This window comes from Microbacterium sp. Ru50 (genome assembly GCF_002920555.1).
Taxonomy (GTDB): domain Bacteria; phylum Actinomycetota; class Actinomycetes; order Actinomycetales; family Microbacteriaceae; genus Microbacterium; species Microbacterium arborescens.
Map to the genome: position 1 here is coordinate 1 of NZ_PQSV01000002.1, position 22,260 is coordinate 22,260.

At 71.3% G+C, this 22,260-nt stretch carries 20 protein-coding genes; 11 read left to right on the forward strand and 9 right to left on the reverse strand.

Annotated features, from left to right (window positions below; all coding sequences use genetic code 11):
- Positions 1–276: 276 nt before the first annotated feature.
- Genes C3481_RS09980 through C3481_RS10000 form a run of 5 tightly spaced genes read right to left on the reverse strand, consistent with a single transcriptional unit; the run spans position 277 to position 5,682 of the window.
- Complete coding sequence (locus tag C3481_RS09980; protein WP_103842158.1) at positions 277–1,578, reverse strand: DUF58 domain-containing protein; 1,302 nt, start codon at positions 1,576–1,578, stop codon at positions 277–279.
- Between the two features lie 6 nt (positions 1,579–1,584).
- Positions 1,585–2,550 carry a MoxR family ATPase gene (locus C3481_RS09985; protein ID WP_023955386.1) on the reverse strand — a complete coding sequence of 322 codons (966 nt, stop codon included), beginning with the start codon at positions 2,548–2,550 and terminating at the stop codon, positions 1,585–1,587.
- Positions 2,547–3,716, reverse strand: coding sequence for a DUF4350 domain-containing protein (locus C3481_RS09990; RefSeq protein WP_114599120.1), 1,170 nt, complete (start codon positions 3,714–3,716; stop codon positions 2,547–2,549). The genes C3481_RS09985 and C3481_RS09990 overlap by 4 nt, the downstream gene beginning before the upstream one ends.
- Positions 3,713–4,345 (reverse strand): DUF4129 domain-containing protein, encoded by a 633-nt coding sequence (locus C3481_RS09995; RefSeq protein WP_036305934.1) that lies wholly within the window; start codon positions 4,343–4,345, stop codon positions 3,713–3,715. Before C3481_RS09995 ends, C3481_RS09990 begins: the two co-directional genes overlap by 4 nt.
- The gene (locus C3481_RS10000; protein ID WP_103842162.1) at positions 4,342–5,682 is read right to left on the reverse strand and encodes a glycerophosphoryl diester phosphodiesterase membrane domain-containing protein; all 1,341 of its coding nucleotides are present in this window, start codon (positions 5,680–5,682) and stop codon (positions 4,342–4,344) included. Before C3481_RS10000 ends, C3481_RS09995 begins: the two co-directional genes overlap by 4 nt.
- A gap of 142 nt (positions 5,683–5,824) precedes the next feature.
- Here C3481_RS10000 and mtrA point away from each other — a divergent pair, with 142 nt between their 5' ends.
- The 5 genes from mtrA (at position 5,825) to hpf (ending at position 11,365) form a co-directional block, all read left to right on the forward strand.
- Complete coding sequence (gene mtrA, locus C3481_RS10005; RefSeq protein ID WP_023955378.1) at positions 5,825–6,505, forward strand: MtrAB system response regulator MtrA; 681 nt, start codon at positions 5,825–5,827, stop codon at positions 6,503–6,505.
- A 7-nt stretch (positions 6,506–6,512) separates the two neighbouring features.
- Complete coding sequence (gene mtrB, locus C3481_RS10010) at positions 6,513–8,183, forward strand: MtrAB system histidine kinase MtrB (RefSeq protein WP_023955376.1); 1,671 nt, start codon at positions 6,513–6,515, stop codon at positions 8,181–8,183.
- Positions 8,180–9,856, forward strand: coding sequence for an LpqB family beta-propeller domain-containing protein (locus tag C3481_RS10015; protein ID WP_103842164.1), 1,677 nt, complete (start codon positions 8,180–8,182; stop codon positions 9,854–9,856). Before mtrB ends, C3481_RS10015 begins: the two co-directional genes overlap by 4 nt.
- Before the next feature lie 87 nt (positions 9,857–9,943).
- A complete protein-coding gene (locus C3481_RS10020) occupies positions 9,944–10,609 on the forward strand; it encodes a ComF family protein (protein ID WP_258039095.1) in 666 nt (221 codons plus the stop codon).
- Positions 10,610–10,702: 93 nt separating this feature from the next.
- Positions 10,703–11,365 (forward strand): ribosome hibernation-promoting factor, HPF/YfiA family, encoded by a 663-nt coding sequence (hpf, locus tag C3481_RS10025; protein WP_023955370.1) that lies wholly within the window; start codon positions 10,703–10,705, stop codon positions 11,363–11,365.
- A gap of 76 nt (positions 11,366–11,441) precedes the next feature.
- Here hpf and C3481_RS10030 read toward each other — a convergent pair whose 3' ends face one another.
- Positions 11,442–12,767 carry a hypothetical protein gene (locus tag C3481_RS10030; RefSeq protein WP_023955368.1) on the reverse strand — a complete coding sequence of 442 codons (1,326 nt, stop codon included), beginning with the start codon at positions 12,765–12,767 and terminating at the stop codon, positions 11,442–11,444.
- A 160-nt stretch (positions 12,768–12,927) separates the two neighbouring features.
- On the opposite strand from C3481_RS10030, the gene secA reads away from it, so the two are divergent.
- Complete coding sequence (secA, locus tag C3481_RS10035) at positions 12,928–15,717, forward strand: preprotein translocase subunit SecA (protein ID WP_064955661.1); 2,790 nt, start codon at positions 12,928–12,930, stop codon at positions 15,715–15,717.
- 60 nt (positions 15,718–15,777) lie between these two features.
- A complete protein-coding gene (locus C3481_RS10040) occupies positions 15,778–17,001 on the forward strand; it encodes a pyridoxal phosphate-dependent aminotransferase (RefSeq protein ID WP_023955364.1) in 1,224 nt (407 codons plus the stop codon).
- A 7-nt stretch (positions 17,002–17,008) separates the two neighbouring features.
- Here the strand turns inward: C3481_RS10040 and C3481_RS10045 are convergent, their stop codons facing one another.
- The gene (locus tag C3481_RS10045; RefSeq protein ID WP_370576231.1) at positions 17,009–17,440 is read right to left on the reverse strand and encodes an Rv3235 family protein; all 432 of its coding nucleotides are present in this window, start codon (positions 17,438–17,440) and stop codon (positions 17,009–17,011) included.
- A 140-nt stretch (positions 17,441–17,580) separates the two neighbouring features.
- On the opposite strand from C3481_RS10045, the gene C3481_RS10050 reads away from it, so the two are divergent.
- Positions 17,581–18,162 carry a hypothetical protein gene (locus C3481_RS10050; RefSeq protein ID WP_103842168.1) on the forward strand — a complete coding sequence of 194 codons (582 nt, stop codon included), beginning with the start codon at positions 17,581–17,583 and terminating at the stop codon, positions 18,160–18,162.
- Between the two features lie 4 nt (positions 18,163–18,166).
- Here the strand turns inward: C3481_RS10050 and C3481_RS10055 are convergent, their stop codons facing one another.
- The gene (locus C3481_RS10055; protein WP_023955358.1) at positions 18,167–18,439 is read right to left on the reverse strand and encodes a helix-turn-helix domain-containing protein; all 273 of its coding nucleotides are present in this window, start codon (positions 18,437–18,439) and stop codon (positions 18,167–18,169) included.
- Between the two features lie 98 nt (positions 18,440–18,537).
- Here C3481_RS10055 and C3481_RS10060 point away from each other — a divergent pair, with 98 nt between their 5' ends.
- The 3 genes from C3481_RS10060 to C3481_RS10070 are packed head-to-tail and all read left to right on the forward strand — an operon-like array spanning position 18,538 to position 21,929.
- Positions 18,538–19,164: an SAF domain-containing protein gene (locus C3481_RS10060; RefSeq protein ID WP_103842171.1), complete on the forward strand. Its 627-nt coding sequence runs from the start codon at positions 18,538–18,540 to the stop codon at positions 19,162–19,164.
- Complete coding sequence (locus C3481_RS10065; protein ID WP_114599115.1) at positions 19,164–20,426, forward strand: tyrosine-protein kinase family protein; 1,263 nt, start codon at positions 19,164–19,166, stop codon at positions 20,424–20,426. The genes C3481_RS10060 and C3481_RS10065 overlap by 1 nt, the downstream gene beginning before the upstream one ends.
- A gap of 9 nt (positions 20,427–20,435) precedes the next feature.
- A complete protein-coding gene (locus C3481_RS10070; RefSeq protein ID WP_036305931.1) occupies positions 20,436–21,929 on the forward strand; it encodes a sensor histidine kinase in 1,494 nt (497 codons plus the stop codon).
- Between the two features lie 70 nt (positions 21,930–21,999).
- Here the strand turns inward: C3481_RS10070 and C3481_RS10075 are convergent, their stop codons facing one another.
- On the reverse strand, positions 22,000–22,248 hold the full coding sequence (locus tag C3481_RS10075; protein ID WP_023955350.1) for a WhiB family transcriptional regulator: 249 nt from the start codon (positions 22,246–22,248) through the stop codon (positions 22,000–22,002).
- Positions 22,249–22,260 lie beyond the last annotated feature (12 nt).

A 22,260-nucleotide genomic window follows, 5' to 3' on the forward strand; every position in this document is an offset into this window, starting at 1 on the left:
TTGGGTTGGTTGTTGTGGCCCCTTTTGGTGCTGGGTGGGGGCGCGAGCTGCCGGGTGAGTGTGAGGCGCGGGTTTGGGCCGGCAGTTGTGGCCCCTTGCAGGCTGGGGTGGGGGCGTGAGCTGCCAGGTGAGCGTGAGGCGCGGGTTTGGATGGGCAGTTGTGGCCCGTTGCGGGCCGGGGTGGGGGCGTGAGCTGCCAGGTGAGCGTGGGGTGCTGGGGTGCTGCGGTGCTGGGGTGCGGAGTCGGGTCGGCAGCCGCCGGCGCTCACGGCGGAGTCAGAGGCGGCCGGCGGCCTTCAGCGCGAGGTAGTGGTCGGCGACGGCGGGCGGCAGAGCATCGGGGGTCGCGCTGAGAGCTTCGCCCCCGGCCCGGCGGATCGCCCCGGCGACCAGTTCGGCGTCGCGGGTGGCGTGCGCGACGGCGGCCTCGCGGTAGACGTCCTCCGCGGTGCGCTGCACGGGCGCCGGCTCGGGTGCGTCCTGCGCCGAGCCGACGAGCACGGTGGTGCGTTCGGTGAGCGAGGGAAGGGCTCCGAGGAAGCCGCGGGCCGCGTCGGGGGCGTCCTGCGCCGTCAGCAGCACCACGAGCGAGGGCCGCGAGGTCAGGGCACGGACCTCCGTGAGGACGGCGTTCCAATCGGTGTCGATGAGTGTCGGCTCGACCGGCGCCATCGCGTCGACGAGGGCGGGCAGCAGCCGCGGCCCGTCGATGCCCGTGACCCGCGCGCGACGCGCACGGTCGAACATGAGCAGATGCACGTGGTCGCCGGCGCGCGCGGCGAGAGCACTGAGCAGCAGCGCCGACTCCATCGCGGCATCCAGGCGCACACCATCCCCCACGCGCGACGCGCTCGTGCGGCCCGTGTCGATGACGATCACGACGTGGCGGTCGCGCTCCGGGCGCCAGGTGCGCAGCATCGTCGTTCCCGCGCGGGCGGTCGCGCGCCAGTCGATGGAGCGGACGTCGTCGCCCCGCACGTACTCGCGGAGGCTGTCGAACTCGGTCCCACGCCCGCGCACCTGAACGCTCGTGTTGCCGTCGAGCTCGCGCAGGCGCGCGAGCCGCGAGGGAAGATGCCGACGCGAGGCGAACGGGGGTAGGACGCGCAGGGCGCCCGGGGCGGGGATGACGCGCTGTCTCCCGGCCAGCCCCAGGGGTCCGCGGCTGCGCAGCGCGACGAACGCCGAGCGCAGCTCGCCCCGGCGCCGCGGGAGGAGCGGCATCGGTACGGCTCGGCGCTCGCCGGCCGGGATGTCGACGGCGGCACGCGCTTCGCCGGCCCCCGCGGTCGGCTGCCACCCGTCGCGGAGGCTCCCGCGGATGCGGCGGCCGCCGCGATTGCGCAGCAGGAGCGTCGTCTCGACCGATTCGCCGGCCCGTGCGCGGGAGGGTATGCGCCGCTCGATCTCGGCGGCGCGCAGCGGCCCCGCGAACACGAGGTCGAGGGCGGCGAGGATGAGGCACAGCCCGAGCCACGCGAGCGCCGTCCACGCCGCGTTCAGTCCCGCGGCGGGAGCGAGCACGACGGGCACGACGCCGACGGCGACGAGCAGCACGAACAGGCCGGAGAGGTACACGGCGGCTCAGATCGGGACGCGCGTCTGCTGCAGTACCGAGGTCAGGATCGTGTCGGCGGAGACACCCTCGATCTCGGCATCCGGGCGCAGCTGCAGCCGATGGCGCCACGCGGGCACGAGCATCGTCTGGACGTGGTCCGGTGTGATCGCCGGGTAGCCGCCGAGCCACGCCCACGCCTTGGCGGCCGCGAGCAGGGCGGTGGCGGCGCGCGGGCTCGCGCCGAGCTGGACGGACGGGGACTGGCGGGTCGCCCGGGCCAGATCCACGACGTAGCCGAGGACGTCGTCCGAGACCTCCACGGCGGCGGCGGCCTGCTGGGCGGCGCGGATCTCGGCCACCGTCACCACCGCCGATACGCCCGCGGTCTCGAGCGCGCCGGGCCGGAAGCCGTCTGCGTGGCGACGCAGCACGGAGATCTCGTCGTCCCGAGCGGGGAGGTCGATGACGAGCTTCAGCAGGAAGCGGTCGAGCTGCGCCTCGGGGAGGGTATAGGTGCCCTCGTGCTCGACCGGGTTCTGCGTCGCCGCCACGAGGAACGGGTCGGGCAGCGGTCGGGAGACGCCGTCCGCCGAGACCTGGCGCTCCTCCATGGCCTCCAGGAGAGCGGCCTGGGTCTTCGGCGGCGTCCGATTGATCTCGTCGGCGAGCAGCACGTTGGTGAAGACCGGCCCGGAACGGAACTCGAACTCTCCGGTGCGAGCGTCGTAGACCAGCGATCCGGTGACGTCGCCCGGCATGAGGTCGGGAGTGAACTGGATGCGGGCGGTGTCGAGTCCCACCGCCCGGCTGAAGGTGCGCACGAGCAGGGTCTTCGCGACGCCGGGCACGCCCTCGAGCAGCACGTGCCCGCGGCCGAGGAGCGCGATCAGAAGGCCGGTCACAGCGCCGTCCTGGCCGACGACGGCCTTGCCGACCTCGAGCCGGACACGGTTCATCGCCTCGCGCAGGTCGCCGGGTGCGGTCTCGCTCATGGGGTGTTCCTTTCGGGACGGACGGATCGGAGGACGGCGGCTTCCACATCGCGCAGCCGGTCGGCGGCGTCGACGAGGTCGCGATCGTTTCGGGGGAGGTCGTCGATCAGGATGCCGCGAACGCGTGTGCGATCGTCGCCGATGCGGCTCGCCGCGGCATCGGCGATGGCCCCGGCATCGGCGGAGCCGAGCCCGAGCGCCCGCGAGATGCGGCGCAGAGTCTCGCGCCGGAGCTGGTCGAGCGCGTGCACGGGGTCGGCCGACGCCGCGTACAGGCGCGCCCGGCCCTCGGTGGTCTCCGAAGCGCGGACGGTCACCGGCAGGTTCTCCGCCACGAGCGGACCGAAGCGGCGGCCGCGCCAGATCCCGGCGGCCACGGCCGAGCCGAGCAGGAGCAGGATCGCGGGGGTCACCCATGGGGGAGTGAGCTCGCCCAGCGAGGGTGTGCCGGTGAGCGAGCCGTCGCCGATCGACGGCAGGTACCAGACGACGGTGTCGCGAGAGCCCAGCAGGTTGAGCCCGAGCGCGGCGTTCCCGTCGTCGGCGAGCCGCTGATTGACCAGCAGCGCGGTCGCGTCCAGGGCGACGACCCGGTCGGCTCCCTCGCCGGAGGCGACGAGCCCGTACCCCGCTGCGGCCGGATAGCACGCGTCGTCGGCGCCGTCGGCGGTGAACACCTCGCCGGGGCCGACGGGCCCGCTGACGGCGGCGGCGGGCAGGTCGCAGTCGGGCTCCACCGTGGCGCCGTCGGCGAAGCCCGCGCTGCGCGGGGCGCCGAGCAGCAGCCGCAGATCGCGCGTGCGCGGCTCGAGCAGGACGACGCCGGAGGCGGCATCCCGCAGGCCCACGAGGTCGTCGTCGTCGAGCGGTGCGGTGTCGGCGATCGCGAGCGTCGCGTCGCTGCCGTCGAGGGCACGCAGTGCCGCCGAGCGGTCACGGGCGATCTCGACCTCGACGCCTCGGTCGCGCAGCAGCTCGGCCAGCGCCCGCGATCCCTCGGGGCCGGCGGCCTCCGGGTCAAGGAGCCCCTGTGCCGGCATCGTGTTGATGCCGGCGATCGCTGCGACCGCGATGCCCGCGACGAGGAGGCCGGCGCCCACTCCCGCCCAGCCGAGTACCGAGCGCGATCGTCGACGGGCAGCCGATGGTGCGGGGGCCGTGCTCATGCCGGCACCTCCGCTCGCGCTGCCGCAAGCCGCTCGTCGAGAGCCCGCACGGTGGCGTATGCCTCAGCCGTGCCCGGTCGCCGCAGGTAGCGCACGTCGTCGAACACGCGGGCCACGCGGTCGAGTTCCTCGCTCTCCGCGGGAAAGATGCGTCCGGCGTCGGCGGCGAACCGATGCACCGTCGTGCCCGGGGCGGGGTCGACGATCGTGCGCTCCGCGAGGCCTCGGGCGAGCGCCCGCACACGCAGGACGATCGCCTCGTCCCAGGCGCCCCGGCCCGCGGCATCCGCCGCTTCCGCGCGCATCTGGTCGGCGCTGCGTGTCTCGTCCTCACCGAAGAGCGGCACGCTCGCCCGCGAGCGCACGACGGTGCGCGGACGCCCCCAGATGAGGATCGCCACGGCGACCAGCACCAGCAGCACCACGATCGCTCCGACCGCGAGCCAGGGGCCGAGCGTCGCCGGAACCTGCCCGTTGAACAGAGCCGCCAGGAAGTCGACCACGCCACGCGCGAAGCGGTCGATGGGCGTCGGCTCGGCCTCTCGGTAGGCGGCCTTCGAGAGCTCTTCCTCAGCCCAGCGACGGGCTTCGTCGGGGTCGGGGGCGACCGGAGTGGCGAGCAACCTCATGCGCGGTCAGCGCCCGGAGCGGTCCAGTCGGTCGATGACGGGCCATCCGCCGGGGCTGCGGGGGTCTCCCCGGAGGTTTCAGCCGGAGCCGGAGCCGGAGCCGGAGCCGGAGGTTCGCCGGGCGTCGGCGGCTGATATCCGACCGGCGCGGCGTACCCGGGCTGGGTCGCGTACCCCGCCGGCGCCGCGTAGCCCGCCGGTGCTGCGTAGCCCGCCGGTCCGGCGTAACCCGGCTGCCCGGGGTAGGCGGCACCGGACTGTGCGCCGGCGTACGCCGGGGGCTGCTGCCAGCGGCCGTCCAGCACGCGCCCCACATTGCGTCGATAGGGGTCGGGGGCTGCGATTCCGGCGTCCCGCTGGTCGATGTACGACGACAGGTCGAGGTCGAGCCCTTCGCGCCGCATGCGGCAGTCGATGTAGACCAGCGCTCCCGCGGTCGACTGCACGATGACGGCGATGGTCTGGATGAGGGTGACGAACGCCTGCGCCAGAAGAGTGCCGACGAGCAGCGCGATGATCTGGCCGGGTTCGGGGTCGCCGGTCGGCGTGATGACGGATGTCAGGCCCATCGTGACGAACGAGAAGGGAACGCTGATCACCTGGGCCAGGATGCCGAAGCTCATCGAGATGATGACGATGATCCCGAGCGTCGGCCAGAACCGGCCGCGCGTGAGTCGCCACGATCGCGCGACGGCCCCGAAGACCGTCGCCTGCTCGAGCACGATGACGGACGGCACCAGCAGGAGCTTCGTGCTCAGCCACAGGCTCAACGGAATCGCCGACAGTCCCAGGATGATGGCGAGCACGATGGCCGCGGGACCGACGCTCATCGCAAGCCCGACGACACCCGCGGTGAGGATGCCGATGACGACCACGACGATGAGGAACACCAGGGCGGAATACCCGATGAGGCGCCAGGCCACCGGCTTCACGCGATGCCACAGACCGCCGAGGGTGTGCTTCTCGGCGACGACGGCGTGCGCGACCTCACTGACCACGACCCCCTGAACGATGACGCCCAGCGCTCCCGCGGCCAGGGACAGCACGAGCGCCGTCGCCCCGCTGATCGCGATCGAGCCGGCCAGGACGGTCTCGAACTCGTCGGTGCCGGGCCGGAGCGACGCGAGCCGGCCGAATGTGGCGAAGCCGACGGCCACGATGCCCGCGGTCGCGACGAGGATGGCGACGGTCTGCACGACGAGGGCGAAGCCCAGCAGCACCTTCGGATTCTGGCGCAGGGCCGAGAACGAACGCCCCAGGATCACTCCGAACGAGAGCGGGTGAAGCGGGATGATGCCGGGACGCGGCGCCGGCGTCCACGCGGGGTATGACGTCACGATGCACTCCTGGAACAGTCGGCTCGGTCGAACCCATCGTGTCACACGAGCGCGCGGCGTCCGGAGTCGACGGTGCGTGGGTCGGGTACGGTGAGTACGCGCACGTCGCGCGCGAGCCCGAGCCGAAAGACGAACGCCGCCCATGACTTCTCGCATCCTGGTGGTCGATGACGACACCGCCCTGGCGGAGATGATCGGCATCGTGCTGCGCACCGAGGGGTTCGACACCGTGTTCTGCGCCGATGGCGCGGCGGCCGTCGAGACCTGGCGCAGCGAGAAGCCCGACCTGATCCTCCTCGACCTGATGCTGCCCGGCGTGGACGGCATCGAGATCTGCACGCAGGTGCGCGCCGAGTCCGGCGTGCCGATCATCATGCTGACCGCGCGCACCGACACCGCGGATGTCGTGCGCGGGCTGGAGTCGGGAGCCGACGACTACATCGTCAAGCCGTTCAACCCCAAGGAGCTCGTCGCTCGGATCCGCACCCGCCTGCGTCCCGCGGTCGCGTCGGCATCGGAGTCGCTGCGCATCGGCGATCTCGTCGTCGACGTCGAGGGCCACGAGGTGCGTCGCGGAGCCGACGTGATCGCGCTGACGCCGCTGGAGTTCGAGCTGCTCGTCGCGCTCGCATCGAAGCCGCAGCAGGTCTTCTCGCGCGAGATGCTCCTCGAGCAGGTCTGGGGCTACCACTACAAGGCCGACACGCGTCTGGTGAACGTGCACGTGCAGCGGCTGCGGGCGAAGGTCGAGATCGACCCCGACAACCCGCGCATCGTGACGACCGTCCGCGGCGTCGGCTATCGCGCCGGCGCCGTCATCTGACGCTCCGATGCCCATCCGCACCGTCACGACGGCGACGGTCGCGACGCGCGGGTGGCGATCGTGGGGGCGTCGGCTCGCCCGCACCTGGCGGCGATCGCTGCGGTTCCGCACCGTCGCGATCACGCTCGGCGCGACCGCGCTGACGATCACCGTGGCACTGGTGTGGATGTCGCTGGCGATTCAGAACGACCTCTTCGAGTCGCGCACCTCCCAGCTGCTCGCCGAGGCGCAGCGGGCGACGCAGTCGGCGCAGGCGACGCTGGATGCCGCCGAGGTCGGGGGCGACGTGGTCGCCGTCGACAACCTCATGGAGAGCGTGCGCACCTCTATTCAGCGCCAGTCCTCGACCGACCGCATCGCCGCGTTCCGGATTTCGTCGGAACCGTCGGCCATCGCGCCGCAGGACTTCGACTCGGCGGGTCTCCCCGCAGACCGGATCAGCGACGAGCTGCGCGCGCAGGTGCAGAGCGATGACGAGCTGCAGTGGTGGCAGCCCGTCGGCTTCGCCGCGTCAGCAGGAGGTCAGGTGCCCGGCATCGTCGTGGGGCAGCAGATCGTCCTCCCCGAGGTGGGGGCCTACGAGCTCTACCTCGGCTACGACCTGGCCAGTGAGGCGCAGACCCTCGCCTTCGTCCAGATCACGTTGTGGATCGTCGGCGTCGGGCTGGTCGTCCTCATCGGCGCGATCTCGTGGATCGTGCTGCGCTCGGTGACCGAGCCGATCGCGCAGGCGGCCGAAAGCAGCTCGCGGCTGGCGGCGGGCGACCTCGCGGTGCGGCTGCAGGTGCGCGGCGAGGACGAGTTCGCCACCCTCGGACGGTCGTTCAACGCGATGGCCGACAGCATCGAGGCGCAGATCAAGGAGCTCGCCGAGCTGTCGCAGGTCCAGCAGCGATTCGTCTCCGACGTCTCGCACGAGCTGCGGACGCCGCTGACGACGATCCGGCTCGCCTCCGACATGCTCAACGACCGGCGTGAGGACTTCGATCCCGTGGCGGCACGCGCGGCGGAGCTGCTGCACGACCAGGTGCATCGGTTCGAGGTGCTCCTCACCGACCTGCTCGAGATCAGCCGCTACGATGCCGGCTCGGTGCAGCTCGAGAGCGAGCCGACGAGTATGACCCAGCTCGCCGAGGACGTCATCGCCTCGATGGCTCAGCTCGCCGAGCAGCACGGCAGCGATGTGCGACTCGTCGCTCCGGGTGGCTATTCGCCCGTGGAGATGGACCCGCGGCGCGTGCGCCGGATCGTCCGCAACCTGCTGGGCAACGCGATCGAGCACGGCGAGGGACGGCCCATCGTGGTCAGCGTCGACAGCGACGCGCGGGCGGTCGCGATCGGCGTGCGCGACTACGGTCTGGGGATGCGGCCGGCCGACGCCGAGCGCGTCTTCGATCGCTTCTGGCGCGCCGACCCCTCGCGCAAGCGCACCATCGGTGGCACGGGGCTCGGACTCTCGATCGCCCTCGGCGACGCGCGGTTGCACGGCGGCACCCTCGCGGTGTGGTCCGAGCTCGGGCGGGGAACCAACTTCGTGCTCACGATTCCCCGGCGCAGCGAGCCGCTCGACGGTCACTCGCCCCTTCCGGTGGACCCGGGGGAGGATGGCGTACCCTTCGACGATCTGGGGCTGACCCAGCCGATCTCCCTTCCCCGTCCCGCGAAAGGCTCGTCGTGAAGCGTCTGCGCTCGGTCGCCGCCGTCCTCGGGATGCTGTTCGCCCTGCTGCTGGCCGGCTGCACGGGGCTGCCGACCTCGGGCCCCGTCGTCGCGGGGGCGCCGATCGACCAGGAGGCCGGCGCGGTCGACTTCTCCTTCCTCCCCGACGATCCGCCGCCGGGGGCGACACCGCAGCAGATCGTGGCAGGATTCCTCGCGGCGGGGTCGGGACCCCGTGACGACTGGGGGACGGCTCGGCAGTTCCTCGCGCCGGACTTCCGCTCGTCGTGGCAGCCGACGGCCCGGGCCACCATCGACCTCCCGGGCGAACGCGTGTACACCGTCGCGGGCGACGGGACCGTCACCGTCGCCATCACCCCCGAAGCAGCCGTCGACGCCACAGGGGCGATGTCGGTGACCGACGGCGGCTCGATGCCGCTCGACTTCTCCCTCGTCGAGGTCGAGGGCGAGTGGCGGATCTCGAACGCGCCCGACGGCGTCGTGCTCGACCGCGCCCGGTTCCAGGCGGTCTTCCGCGAGTACTCGGTCATGTACTTCGACCGGTCCTGGACCTACCTCGTTCCCGACCGTCGCTGGTTCCCCGCGACCAACGCCGCCACCCACATCACCGAGGCCCTCATCGACGGCGACCCCAGCCCCTGGCTGTCGGGCGCGGTCTACTCGGCGTTTCCCGAGAGTCTCGAGCTCGCGACGCGCGCGGTTCCGCTCGAGGGGGGAGTGGCCCAGGTGCCGCTGTCGCAGTCGGCGCTGGCGATCGTGCCCGAGACCCGCAACCGGATGCAGGCGCAGCTGGACGCGAGCCTGCAGTCAGCCGGTATCCGCGGCGCCCAGATGTCGGTCGACGGCGAGCCGGTCGCCGCCCAGGCGGTCGACGTCCGACCGATCCGCGTCGATGTCCGGCCGGCGGTCTTGACCGAGGACGCCTTCGGATTCCTCTCCGGCTCCGAGATCGAGCCGCTGCCGGGACTGTCCGCCGTCCTCCCCGGTCTCTGGCCGGAGTCGATCCAGCTGGGGGCGGATCGCAGCACGGCCGCTATTCGGACGTCAGCCGGCGCTGTCGTGCGCGTGCGCGACGACGCGACTTCCGAGATCGTCGACGAGCGGACGGGCCTGATCGACCCGACCATCGATCCGCAGGGATTCATCTGGAGTGTGCCGTCCGGTGAGCCGTCGGGCCTGACGGCGACGGGCCCCGACGGCACGGTCGTCTCGATCGCCAATGCGTGGCCCGGGGCATCGCAGATCTCGAGCATCGAGGTGTCGCGCGACGGCACGCGCATCGCCGCCCTGGTGCGCGACGGCTCGCGTCCGGCGCTGTGGATCGCGGGCATCCTCCGCGACGACGACGGTGCTCCGGCGGGACTGGGGGATCGCGAGACCGTGGCGCTGCTTCCCGGCACGGGAATCGACGCGAGCTGGGTCGACGGATCGACCATCGCGGTCCTCGCGGAGGACGGCGATGCCGATGTCGTCATCTCGCAGTCGGTCGGCGGCTTCGGCGAAGAGATCGTCGCGCCGGCCGGGCCCGTCGCGATCGCCGCCACGAACCAGCTGCGTGCCGTCCGTCTCCTCGACGGCGAGGGCGTCCTCTACGCGCAGAAGGGGCAGGCCTGGCCGACGGTCGCGGGCGGCATCCGCGTGCTCGCCACCCAGCAGGGCGCGCCGCGCTGATCTCTCCCCGGCGATGGGCCCGACGCCGTCGTCCACAGTCGCGGGATGACGCTGCCGCTGACGGCGACGCGTCGACAGCATGGGGGCGTGCAGCCGGATCCCCTTCGTCGCGGGCCGTGGCGTGAGCACTTCGCCGACGCGCTCGATCTGCTCATGCCCGTCTGGTGCGCGGGATGCGACGCGCCGGGCCGACCGCTCTGCGAGATCTGCGCCGCGGAGATCGCTCGACCGCTTCGGCACGATGCCGACGGGCTCGAGGTCCGCAGCGTCGCGCGCTACGAGGGCACGGCCGCCCGTGTCGTCCGTACTCTCAAAGAAGACGGCCGCACCGGCCTGGCCCGCCCGCTCGGCGCCCTGATGGCGGACCTGGTCCGCCAAGCAGGGTGGGCGGATGCCGTGCTGGTCCCGGTTCCGCCGTCACGGGCGGCGCTGCGCCGTCGGGGGTACGCCGTGCCCGAGCTGCTCGCGCGGCGCTGCGAGGCCCGTGTCGGGCGGTGGCTCCGCTCGCGTGGCCGCGCTCTCGACCAGCGTCTGCTCGGCCGCGCGGAGCGAGAGCGCAACGTCGCGGGCGCGTTCCTCGCGCGTCCGGGAACGGGCGCCGTCGTCATCGTCGACGACGTGATGACCACGGGAGCGACGCTGCGTGCGGCGCGAAACGCGCTCAGCGCCGCCGGGCGGCGGGTCGTGGGCGCCGTCGTGCTGGCCGACACCCCGCTCCGGGTGAGCGCTGAAGGTATTCCCGGCGGTTCATGAGTGACAATGCTCGCTCACCCCACTAGCGTGGGGGAGACCAAGGCGAACGAAGGTCCGCCCTTGAACCGGGCGGACCGGAGCAAGGAGGTCAGGATGGAAACCAGCATCGTCGGCGTGGGAGTCGGGATCACGGATCGCTTCCGCACGGTGGCTGAAGAGAAGTCCAGTCGCATCGAGACGCTCGCACCTCGTGCGCAGCGCCTCGACATCAAGGTCACGCATCATGCCTACCGCAACGGGCGCATGGATGACGAGACCGTCGAACTGACCCTCACCGGAAAGGGACCGATCGTCCGGGCCGAGGCCACGGACGGCGACAAGTTCGTCGCCCTCGATCTCGCGGTCGACAAGCTCGTCGAGCAGGTTCGCCGCGCCAAGGACAAGCGCGTCGATGCGCGGAACCACCCTCGAGGAGCCAAGCTCGACAAGGGAACCGGCGCTCTCGAGGGCATCGACGTCGAACCCGCATCGGTCGAGGTCCTGCGTGCCGTCGCGACGGGCGAAGTGCCCGTTGTCGGCGACTCCGCCGACGAGGACGACTACACGCCCGTCGTCATCCGAACCAAGGAGTTCGGCGCAGAGTGGATGACCGTCGAGGAAGCCGTCGACCGGATGGAGCTCGTCGGACACGACTTCTTCCTGTTCATCAACGCCCGCACCGACCACCCGAGTGTCGTGTACCGCCGCAAGGGGTGGGACTACGGTGTCATCTCGCTGACCGCGGCCGCTCCGCCGGAGGCCGAGCTCGCGTCCTGATCTGATGACGACGACGGGGGCGGGTGCCATCACGGCATCCGCCCCCCGTCGTGTGTGCCGGCCGAAGCCGGGGCTGTCAGTCGAACATGCCGTCGAGCATGCTGCCGATCACGAGACCACCCAGGATGCCGCCCACCATGTTGCCGCCGTTGCCGCGGCCGCCCCAGCCGCCGCCGTACCCGCCGGGGCCGCCCCAGCCGTCGTTCGGACGCGAGCCGTCGATGTCGCGCTGGGCGAGCTGCAAGGCCTCGCCCGCGAGGGCGGCGCACCGCCGCGCATCGGCGAGTGCCTTCTCTCGGTCGTCTTCGGGGATCGGGCCGACGGGAGCGAGCCCGAGGCGCAGACTCTCGGCCTCGGCGAGCCGCGTGCGCGCGTCGGCGCCGATCCACCCGCGGTGACCGGCGATGACGCTCCGCGCGACGGACAGCTGGCGATCGGCGTCGTCGATCGCGTGCCGGACGTGGCTCTCGGGCGGGATCGGGCGGGCAGCGCGCTCGCGGGCGGTGTCGACGGCGACGTCGAGCGCCGCGTTCTTCTCGCGGAGCATCGACAGCTCCGCGAACGGGTCGCCCGGAGTGCCGGCGGGGCTGACGCGCGTCAGCGCCTGCTGGAGTTCCGCCATGGCCGTGGTGACTGCCGGGGTCTGCGGAGCCGTGCGCGCCGCGACGAGGTCGTCGCGCGAGTCGGCGACGACGTCGGCGAGCGTGGACTGCGCCCGTAGAGCCTCGACCTCGAAGTCGTCGACCGCGTCGAGCAGGGTGCGCGCGCGGCGCACGGCTTCGGTGGCGGTCTCGAGCGCGATGTTCGCGGGACCGCGCTCGCCGGCAGCGCGCCGGCGCTCGGCGACATCCGCCCCGTGCTCAGCGAACTCGAGCAGTCCCGCGGCCTCATCCGCGTTCCCGCTGACCCGGTTGAGCGCGTCGGGGTGGTAGCGGCTCGAGACCCGGTCGATGACGGCGCGGGCGGGGGCGATGCGCTCGCGCAGGGCCGCGACGTCGGCCCGGATGCCGGCGAGGATCTCGGGTGCCCGCCGGGCGCGCTCGATCGCCTCGGACAGGGCCGAGACGCGGTCGTCGAGCAGGTCCTGGGCCCATTCGCACAGCTGGACGATGCGCGCGTTCCGCGTGCGCACCTCTTCGGGTGTATCGGGGATCTCGTCGTGGTTGAGCTGCTTGAGGTGGAACGCCTCGCCGAGGTGGTGGCGCACGGCGGCGATCGCCTCGCGCAGCGGAGCAGTGGCCTCGTCGCCGAGCTCGGCCTCGGCGAACACCATCTCGTCGCTCGTGACACGCAGGCGCTCGTCCGCTCCGACGAGGGCGATGTCCGCCTCGCGTGCGAGGTTCGCGTCCGCGTCCGCGACATCCTGCTGTTCCCGCTTGCGTCTGCCCCAGAATCCAGCCATGCTCCGATCCTAGGTCTCGCGGTCGTCGCCGGACGGGAGGTCGTCGTCTCTCGCAGGCGACGCCAAGGTCACGGGCCGATAACATGGGCTCCACATGCCCGTGCGCACGCGCGGGCGCGGCCGACGTGGCGTCGGCGCACCCGACAGATGGAGATCCGCTGTGGCCAACCCTCTCGAGAAACTGCTCCGCGCCGGTGAGGGCCGCGTGCTGCGCCGTCTGCAGCAGATCGTCAAGGCCGTGGGCGCGCTCGAAGAGGACTACGCCCGGCTCACCGACGACGAGCTGCGGAACGAGACCGCCGAGCTGCGCACGCGCTACGAGGCCGGCGAGACGCTGGACCGCCTGATGCCGGAGGCGTTCGCCGCCGTTCGCGAAGCTGCGAAGCGCACGCTCGGTCAGCGTCCCTACGACGTGCAGGTCATGGGCGGCGCGGCCCTTCACCTCGGGAACATCGCCGAGATGAAGACCGGTGAAGGAAAGACGCTGACGGCGACTTTCGCGGCCTACCTCAACGCCATCGCGGGCAAGGGCGTCCACGTCATCACCGTCAACGACTTCCTCGCCTCGTACCAGTCCGAGCTCATGGGCCGCGTCTATCGCGCGCTCGGCATGACCACCGGAACGATCGTCTCGGGTCAGACCCCCGAGGTCCGCCGTGAGCAGTACGCCGCCGACATCACGTACGGCACGAACAACGAGTTCGGCTTCGACTACCTGCGCGACAACATGGCCTGGCGGCGCGAGGACCTCGTGCAGCGCGGCCACTTCTTCGCCGTCGTCGACGAGGTCGACTCGATCCTCATCGACGAGGCCCGCACCCCCCTCATCATCTCGGGGCCGTCGTCGGGCGAGGCGAACCGCTGGTTCGTCGAGTTCGCGCGCGTCGCCCTCACCCTCGAACCGGGTGTCGACTACGAGGTCGACGAGAAGAAGCGCACTGTCGGTGTGCTCGAGCCCGGCATCGAGAAGGTCGAGGACTACCTCGGCATCGACAACCTCTACGAGTCGGCGAACACCCCGCTCATCTCGTTCCTGAACAACTCGATCAAGGCGCGTGCCCTGTTCAAGCGCGACACTGACTACGTCGTCATGAACGACGAGGTCATGATCGTCGACGAGCACACGGGTCGTATCCTCGTCGGCCGTCGCTACAACGAAGGCATCCACCAGGCCATCGAGGCGAAGGAAGGCGTTCCGGTCAAGGCCGAGAACCAGACCCTCGCCACCGTCACGCTGCAGAACTACTTCCGCCTCTACGACAAGCTCTCGGGTATGACCGGGACCGCCGAGACCGAGGCGGCCGAGTTCATGTCGACCTACAAGCTCGGCGTCGTCCCGATTCCGACGAACAAGCCGATGATCCGCAAGGACCAGCCCGATCTCGTCTACAAGAACGAGACCGCGAAGTTCGCGCAGGTCGTCGAAGACATCGTCGAGCGCCACGCGACGGGCCAGCCGGTGCTCGTGGGCACGACGAGCGTCGAGAAGAGCGAGTACCTCTCGCGTCTGCTCGCGAAGAAGGGCGTCAAGCACGAGGTCCTCAACGCCAAGAACCACGCCCGGGAGGCCGAGGTCGTCGCGCGTGCCGGTCGCCTGGGCGCCGTGACGGTCGCGACCAACATGGCCGGTCGCGGTACCGACGTCATGCTCGGCGGCAATGCCGAGTTCCTCGCCGTCCAGGAGATGAAGTCGCGCGGGCTCGACCCCGTCGAGACGCCGGACGAGTACGAGGCCGCGTGGGACGAGGTCTTCGCATCGGTCCGCGAGACCGTGGCCGAAGAGGCCGAGAAGGTCGTCGCAGCCGGCGGACTCTACGTGCTCGGCACCGAGCGTCACGAGTCGCGCCGTATCGACAACCAGCTGCGCGGACGTTCGGGTCGTCAGGGCGACCCCGGTGAGAGCCGGTTCTACCTGTCGCTGACCGACGACCTCATGCGCCTGTTCCAGTCGGGCGCGGCCGAGGCGATCCTCGCGCGGACGAACTTCCCCGAGGACGTCGCGATCGAGTCGTCGATGGTCTCGCGGGCGATCAAGAGCGCGCAGGCGCAGGTCGAGGCGCGCAACGCCGAGATCCGCAAGAACGTCCTCAAGTACGACGACGTGCTTAACCGCCAGCGCGAGGCGATCTACGCCGACCGCCGCCAGGTGCTCCACGGCGACGACCTGTCGGAGCGCGTGCAGCACTTCATCGAGGATGCCATCAGCGCCGTCATCGACGACCACACGTCGTCGGGTCACACCGAGAGCTGGGACTTCGACGCCCTCTGGACCGAGCTGAAGACGCTCTACCCCGTGGGCGTCACGATCGACGAGGTCGTGGCCGAGGCCGGGAACAAGGGACGCATCACCGCCGACGTGCTCAAGCGCGAGCTGCTCTCCGACGCGAAGATCGCCTACCAGAAGCGCGAGGAGACGCTCGGTGAGCCGGCCATGCGCGAACTCGAGCGCCGCGTCGTGCTCCAGGTGCTCGACCGCCGCTGGCGCGACCACCTCTACGAGATGGACTACCTCAAGGACGGCATCGGCCTGCGTGCGATGGCACAGCGCGATCCGCTCATCGAGTACCAGCGCGAGGGGTACGAGATGTTCCAGTCGATGATGAGCCAGATCAAGGAGGAGTCGGTCGGTTTCCTCTACAACCTCGAGGTCGAGGTCCGCTCCGCCGAAAGCGGCGACGTCGACGCCAAGGGGCTCACCCCGACGCCCGTCGAGACGCAGAAGCTCGAGTACTCCGCCCCGAGCGACACCGGGTCGGGCGAGGTCGAGGTGCGCAACGATCGCGGTCAGGTCCAGAAGACCGCGACCGCGAAGGCGCGTCAGCAGGCGGCCGAGCAGGAGGCCCCCGCCGACGCACCGCGCGGTGCGTTCGGGCAGAAGATGGGCGCGAACGAGGATGCCGGCGACGCGGGCAACCGTGCGGCGCGGCGGGCCGCGGGCAAGAAGAAGTGATCCGGCGAGCGGGCCACGCATCGTCGATCGGCCCGCTCGACCGCCGGATATCCTGATCGGATGAACCGCCGAATCCTCGATCAGTCATCGAAGCTCAAGGACGTCCTCTACGAAATTCGTGGCAGCGCCCTGGCCGAGGCCGACCGACTCGAGGCCGACGGGCATCGCGTGCTGAAGCTCAACACCGGCAACCCCGCCATCTTCGGGTTCGAGGCGCCCTTCCAGATCGTCCGCGACATGATCGAGTCGGTGCCGAACGCGCACGGCTACAGCGACAGTCGGGGCATCCTCTCCGCACGGCGCGCCGTCGTGTCGCGCTACGAGGAGGTTCCGGGGTTCCCTCACGTCGACCCCGACGACGTCTACCTCGGCAACGGTGTATCCGAGCTGATCACGATGACGATGCAGGCTCTCCTCGACGAGGGCGACGAGGTGCTGATCCCTGCGCCCGACTATCCGCTGTGGACGGCGATGACGAGCCTCGGCGGCGGCAAGCCCGTGCACTACCTGTGCGATGCGACGCAGGGCTGGGAGCCCGACCTCGAGGACATCCGCTCGAAGGTGACTCCGCAGACGAAGGCCATCGTCGTCATCAACCCGAACAATCCCACGGGCGCGGTGTACAGCCGCGAGGTTCTCGAGGGCATCGTGCAGATCGCCCGCGAGAACTCGCTCCTCCTGCTCTCGGACGAGATCTACGACCGGATCCTCTACGACGAGGCGACCCACATCCCGTTGGCGACCCTCGCGCCCGACCTCCTCTGTCTGACGTTCAACGGCCTCTCCAAGACGTACCGCGTCGCTGGGTACCGCTCGGGCTGGCTCGTCATCACGGGGCCCAAGGCGCACGCGAAGGGCTTCCTCGAGGGCATCCAGCTGCTGGCCTCGACCCGCCTGTGCCCGAACGTGCCCGCGCAGTTCGCGGTGCAGGCCGCGCTGTCGGGCGTGCAGTCGATCGAAGCGCTGATCGCGCCGACGGGGCGGCTGCACGAGCAGCGGGATGCCGCATGGGAGGGGCTCGAGAGCATCCCGGGCGTGACGTGTCACAAGCCCGAGGGGGCGCTGTACGCGTTTCCACGCCTCGATCCCGAGGTCTACGACATCCACGACGACGGCAAGCTCGTCTACGACTTCCTCGTGGCCGAGCACGTGCTGCTGGTGCAGGGGACCGGGTTCAACTGGCCCGACCCCGACCACCTGCGCATCGTCACGCTGCCCGAGGCGCGCGTGCTGACCGAGGCGATCGAGCGCCTGGGCAACTTCCTGTCGTCGTACAAGCAGTAGGAGCCGGTCACAGCAGGGCGAGCGAGGTCGCCCGCCATCGGCCGTCGAGGCCCTCGAGCCGGAGCGCCACCGCGCGCGTGCGGTGCGGGGTGGTGACGATCACCGTTCCCTCGACGACGCCGTCGGCCGGTTCGCACATCCGGACCCTGACGATCGAGTAGACAGGTCGCGCCGGGGTGACCTGCCGGGCGCTGCGTGCGCGCGCCGCGAGGTTCGCGCGTGTCACCAGCACCCGGAAGGCATCCTCGCTCAGCCACCGGGCGAGCTGCTCGACTTCACGGACTCCGGCGAGAACCTCGAGGACACCGCGGGTCAGGTTGCGCACCAACGGCTCGGGATCCGGGAGATCGGCCGTCGAGGTCGGCTGCGCGGCGAAGTACTCCGCGATGTCGAGCGAGGACCCGATGCGGGGGTACCGGCGGGGTTCACCGGCGCTCATCGACGTCATCGCGCGAACCTCCTTCCATCGGCTCTGTCAACGCCGATGAGTACAGCACACTGCCGAATCCGGCCGGATGAGAATTCTCCAACCTGTGGACAGGCTGCTCCGGGCAGGTGCACTGCCGATAACCTCGCGGGGTGCGATGGCAGCGCCTCTTCGAAGACCTCGAACACCAGCTCGACTCCGAGTGGGAGGCCGAGCGTGCCGCGCTCGACACCGAGGCCGAACGATTGCGCCTCTCGCGGCTCACACTCCGCGAGCGCCTCGTGGAGCTGGTCGGCCGCGAGATCGCGATCGATGTCATCGCCGCGGATGCCGTTCGCGGTCGCCTGACCGGCGTCGGATCTGACTGGATCGCCGTCGAGAACACCGCCGGGTCCCGAGCCGCGGTGGTCCCCCTCGACGCCGTGGCCTCGATCGCCGCGGCAGAACCCGATCTGCTCCGCAGCGCTCGCCCCACCCGGAGCCACTCCGCGCTCGCCGAACGCATGACCCTCGGTTTCATGCTGCGCGATCTCGCGCGTCGTCGCGTCGGCGTCCGCGTCGTGGTGGCCGGGGGAACGAGCTGGACGGGAACCATCGACCGTGCGGGCGCGGACCACGTCGATTTCGCCCTCCACGACGCGGGGGAGCCCCGCCGCGCGAGCGCCGTGACCGGGCACCGGATCATCGGCTATCGGGCGCTGCGGACCGTGCACCTCGACGGATCCGCCGGGTGAGGGGTCACTCCGGCCGTCGCTGCCGCGCCCAGAGCTCCGGGAAGCTGGCGACTTGCGATTGCTGCCACAGCGCGGCGCGACGAGCATCCTCGACCTGGGCATCGAGGTAATCCTCGACGCTCGCCGATTCGATGCGCCAGCGGGCGGGCGTTCCCACCTTGGCCCCGACGAGCCGGCCCTCGTGGACGAGCGCGATCACCTCGTCGACCTCGATCTGCAGCGTCTCGGCGACCTGGGACGGGGTCAGGAAGCGCGCGCTGTCGGGGATGGCGGGCATGCCTCCATTATCCGCGCGCGCTCGTTCCTCTGCCCGGCCCTTGACACCCCTGTGGACAACGGCGGGCGTCGTCTCCGCCGCTCGCCCACGATGGGGGTATGGCCGTACGCACCTCCCTCCGCAGCCGCATCCGACGGGCCGACGCACGCGTCATCATCGGCGTCGTTCTCGTGCTGGTCTCCATCGCCGGCGTCTGGTCCGTCGTGTCTGCGGCACGGCAGACCTCGACCGTTCTCAGCGCGGCCCGGACGATCGTCGTCGGCGAACCGGTCGACGCCGCGGATCTGCGGGTCGTCGAGGTGGTGCTGGGGCCGGCAGGCGATCTCTACGCCGCGCCGGGGACCCTCGAGCCGGGCGGGGTCGCGTCGCGGACGATTCCGGCCGGCGAACTGGTGCCGCGCGCCGCGGTGGCCTCTCCCGCGGAGGCGGACGCCACGACGGTCGTCGTGCAGACGACGAATGCCGTACCCGGTTCGGTGACGGCGGGTACCCGCGTCGAGGTGTGGAGCGCACCCCGGCGTGAACGCGACGTGTTCGCCGACCCCCGCATCCTCGTCCCCGACGCGACGGTGCGAGCTCTGCAGAGCAGCGAAGGGATCGTCGCGCAGCAGCGCTCCGCTGCGGTCGAGCTGGTGGTTCCGCGTGATGACGTCGCCGCCGTGCTCGCCGCGATCGGCTCGGGGGATGCCATCTCCGTGATCCCCGCCACGGGCGGCGGACGCTGATGCGCGTCGTGGTGGCGATCCCGGAGCACGCGCCGTTCGTCGAGCGACTGCGCGCGGGCGGCCTCGCGGACGTGGCGGTGCTGGCCGCCGACGACGTGGCCGTTGCAGCACGCGGCCTCTCGGGTGCCGGAGCGGTGAAGGGGTCGGTCCAACGGCCGGGCGCGGCGGACACCGTGGCGAGTGCCGACGTGCTGATCCTGGCCGCATCCCGATCGTGGCTCACGCGCGAGGTCGTGGAACTGTGCGACCGAACGGCGACCCGGATCGTCGCCTGGGCGCGAGGTCCCGCCGAGCGCCGCGCCGCGGAGATCCTCGGGATCGCGGTCGTCGATGCGGGGACGGATGCCCTGGATGCCGTCACAGCGGTGCCTGCCGCGGGGCAGGCCCGCTCGTCGCGCGGACGGGTGATCGTGGTGTGGGGCGCGTCCGGCGCGCCGGGGCGGACGACGCTGGCGATCGAGCTCGCTCGCGAGACCGCACGCGACGGCCGCCGTGTCGCGCTCGCCGATGCCGACACGCACGCACCCGCGATCGCCATCGCGCTCGGCATCCCCGACGAGGGACCAGGCCTCGCGGCCGCGTGCCGCCGGGCATCGCGGGGCGAGCTGACGCCCGGCGAGTTGGCGCGCATCGCCGAGCCTGCCGGCGCCGTCGAGGTGCTCGCCGGGATCAACCGCCCGTCACGCTGGCCGGAACTCGGGTTCGACCGGGTCGCCCGCGTGCTCGAGACATGCCGTGACTGGGTCGATGACGTCTTCGTCGATGTCTCCGCCTCTCTCGAGCGCGACGAAGAGATCGTGAGCGATCTCGACGGACCCCGCCGCAACGGGGCCACGCTCGCCGCGCTCGAAGCGGCCGACGCGGTCGTTGCCGTCGCCGCCGCCGACCCGGTGGGACTCTCGCGCTTCCTGCGGGTGTATCCGGACCTGCGGTCGATCGTGGGGGCGGTGCCCGTGCACGTGGTGGTCAACAAGCTCCGCGGCGGCCCGCTCGGGATCGACCCGCGAGGTCAGATCCGTCGCAGCTTCGAGCGCTACGCGGGCATCGAGCGATGCTGGTTCGTCCCCTGGGACCCGCGCGCCACCGACGCCGCGCTTCTCGCAGCCCGGCCCGTCGGGGAAGGCAACGGACGGGGATCGATCCCGGCTGCCGTCCGTCGCTTCGTCGGCGAGGTGATCTCGCCACCCGCCCGCCCGGCCGAGGAGGCCCGCCGGCGGCAGCGTGTGACGGCGGGCGCCGCGGCGGCGGGGCCGGCCCCCTAGTCTGGGATGGTGTCGACCCTCAGCGATCTCGTCCATGCTCAAGGACTGTCCACCGACGCCGATGTCGAGTGGCTGCACCGCCTCGCCGGTGACGGCCAGCTGCTGGCCGATCTCGCGTTCGCGGACATCGTCATCTGGGTGCCCACGGCGGACGACTCGTTCATCGCGGTCGCGCACACCCGGCCCGGGGGAGCGGCGACGCTGTTCTACCGCGACATCGTCGGCGATCGGGTGCGGCCGCAGTGGCGTACGCAGGTGAAGGACGCCTTCACCCAGGCGCGCATCGTCGACTCCGCCTCGCCCGACTGGTTCGAAGAGACTCCGACGCGCGTGCGAGCGGTGCCCATCGTGCGGGAACGGGCCGCCGAGGGGCGCCCCGCGCACGTCGTCGGTGTGCTCACGCGGCACACGAACCTCGGTGAGGCGCGGACGCCGTCGCGTCAGCAGATCACGTTCAACGACTGCGCCGACGACCTGTTCGGAATGGTCGCCTCGTCCGATTTCCCCGACCTCAATGCCCCGACCGCGCCGCGTCGCGGTGCGCCGCGCGCATCCGACGGACTCATCCGGCTCGACGTCGACGGCATGACGACCTTCGCCAGCCCGAACGCGCTGTCGGCCTTCAACCGGCTGGGCTTCGAGGACGAGCTCGAGGGGGAGCCCCTCATCGAGGTCGCGACGGCCATCCTCCCCAGCAAACGCGAGTTCGACGAGTCGCTGCCGATCGTGATGGCCGGCCGTGCACCATGGCGCGCGGACATCGAGGCGCGCGGAGTGACCGTCTCGCTGCGGACGATCCCGCTGCGCGACCACGGGACCCGCATCGGTGCGATCGTGCTGTGCCGTGACGTCAGCGAGATCCGTCATCAGGAGCAGGAGCTCATCACCAAGGACGCGACGATCCGCGAGATCCACCACCGGGTGAAGAACAACCTGCAGACCGTCGCGTCGCTCCTGCGCATCCAGGCCCGCCGGACGCATTCGGAGGAGGCGCGCGACGCGCTGACACAGGCCATGCGTCGCGTCTCGGCCATCGCCGTCGTGCACGACACCCTCTCAGAGGGACTCGCGCAGAACGTCGATTTCGACGAGGTCTTCGCACGGGTGCTCAAGCTCGTCGCCGAGGTGGCCGCAGCCCCCAACACCCGCGCCCGGACCCGGTCGACCGGCCGCTTCGGGACCCTGCCCAGCGAGTACGCCACACCTCTCGCTCTCGCGCTCACCGAGCTCGTGACGAACGCCGTCGAGCACGGGCTCGCCGGCACCGAGGGCGACGTCGAGATCGTCGCGGAACGTTCGGCGGAGCGCCTCGAGGTCAAGGTACGCGACTCGGGAAGCGGACTGCCGGAGGGTCAGGTCGGGCGCGGCCTTGGCACGCAGATCGTTCGCACGCTGATCCAGGGCGAGCTCAGCGGGACGATCGACTGGCACACGCTCGTCGGGAGCGGCACCGAGGTGACCATCGACATCCCGCTGCGTTACATCGAGCGAGACGCGAGCTGAGCGGGGCGGTCGGTCTCGCCGACCGCGGTGTCTCGGCGCCGCGTCGGCGACGCCGAGAGCGGAGAGCGCCTCAGGAGGCGCGGCGTGCGCGTGCGGCGCGGCGCTTCAGTGCGCGGCGCTCGTCTTCGGAGAGGCCTCCCCAGACGCCCGAGTCCTGGCCGGTCTCGAGGGCGTACTGCAGGCAGATCTCGGTGACCGTGCAACGGGCGCAGACGGCCTTCGCCTTCTCGATCTGGTCGACGGCGGGGCCGGTGTTGCCCACGGGGAAGAAGAGTTCGGGGTCGACGGTCAGGCAGGCAGACTTATCGCGCCAATCCATGTGGTGCTCCTT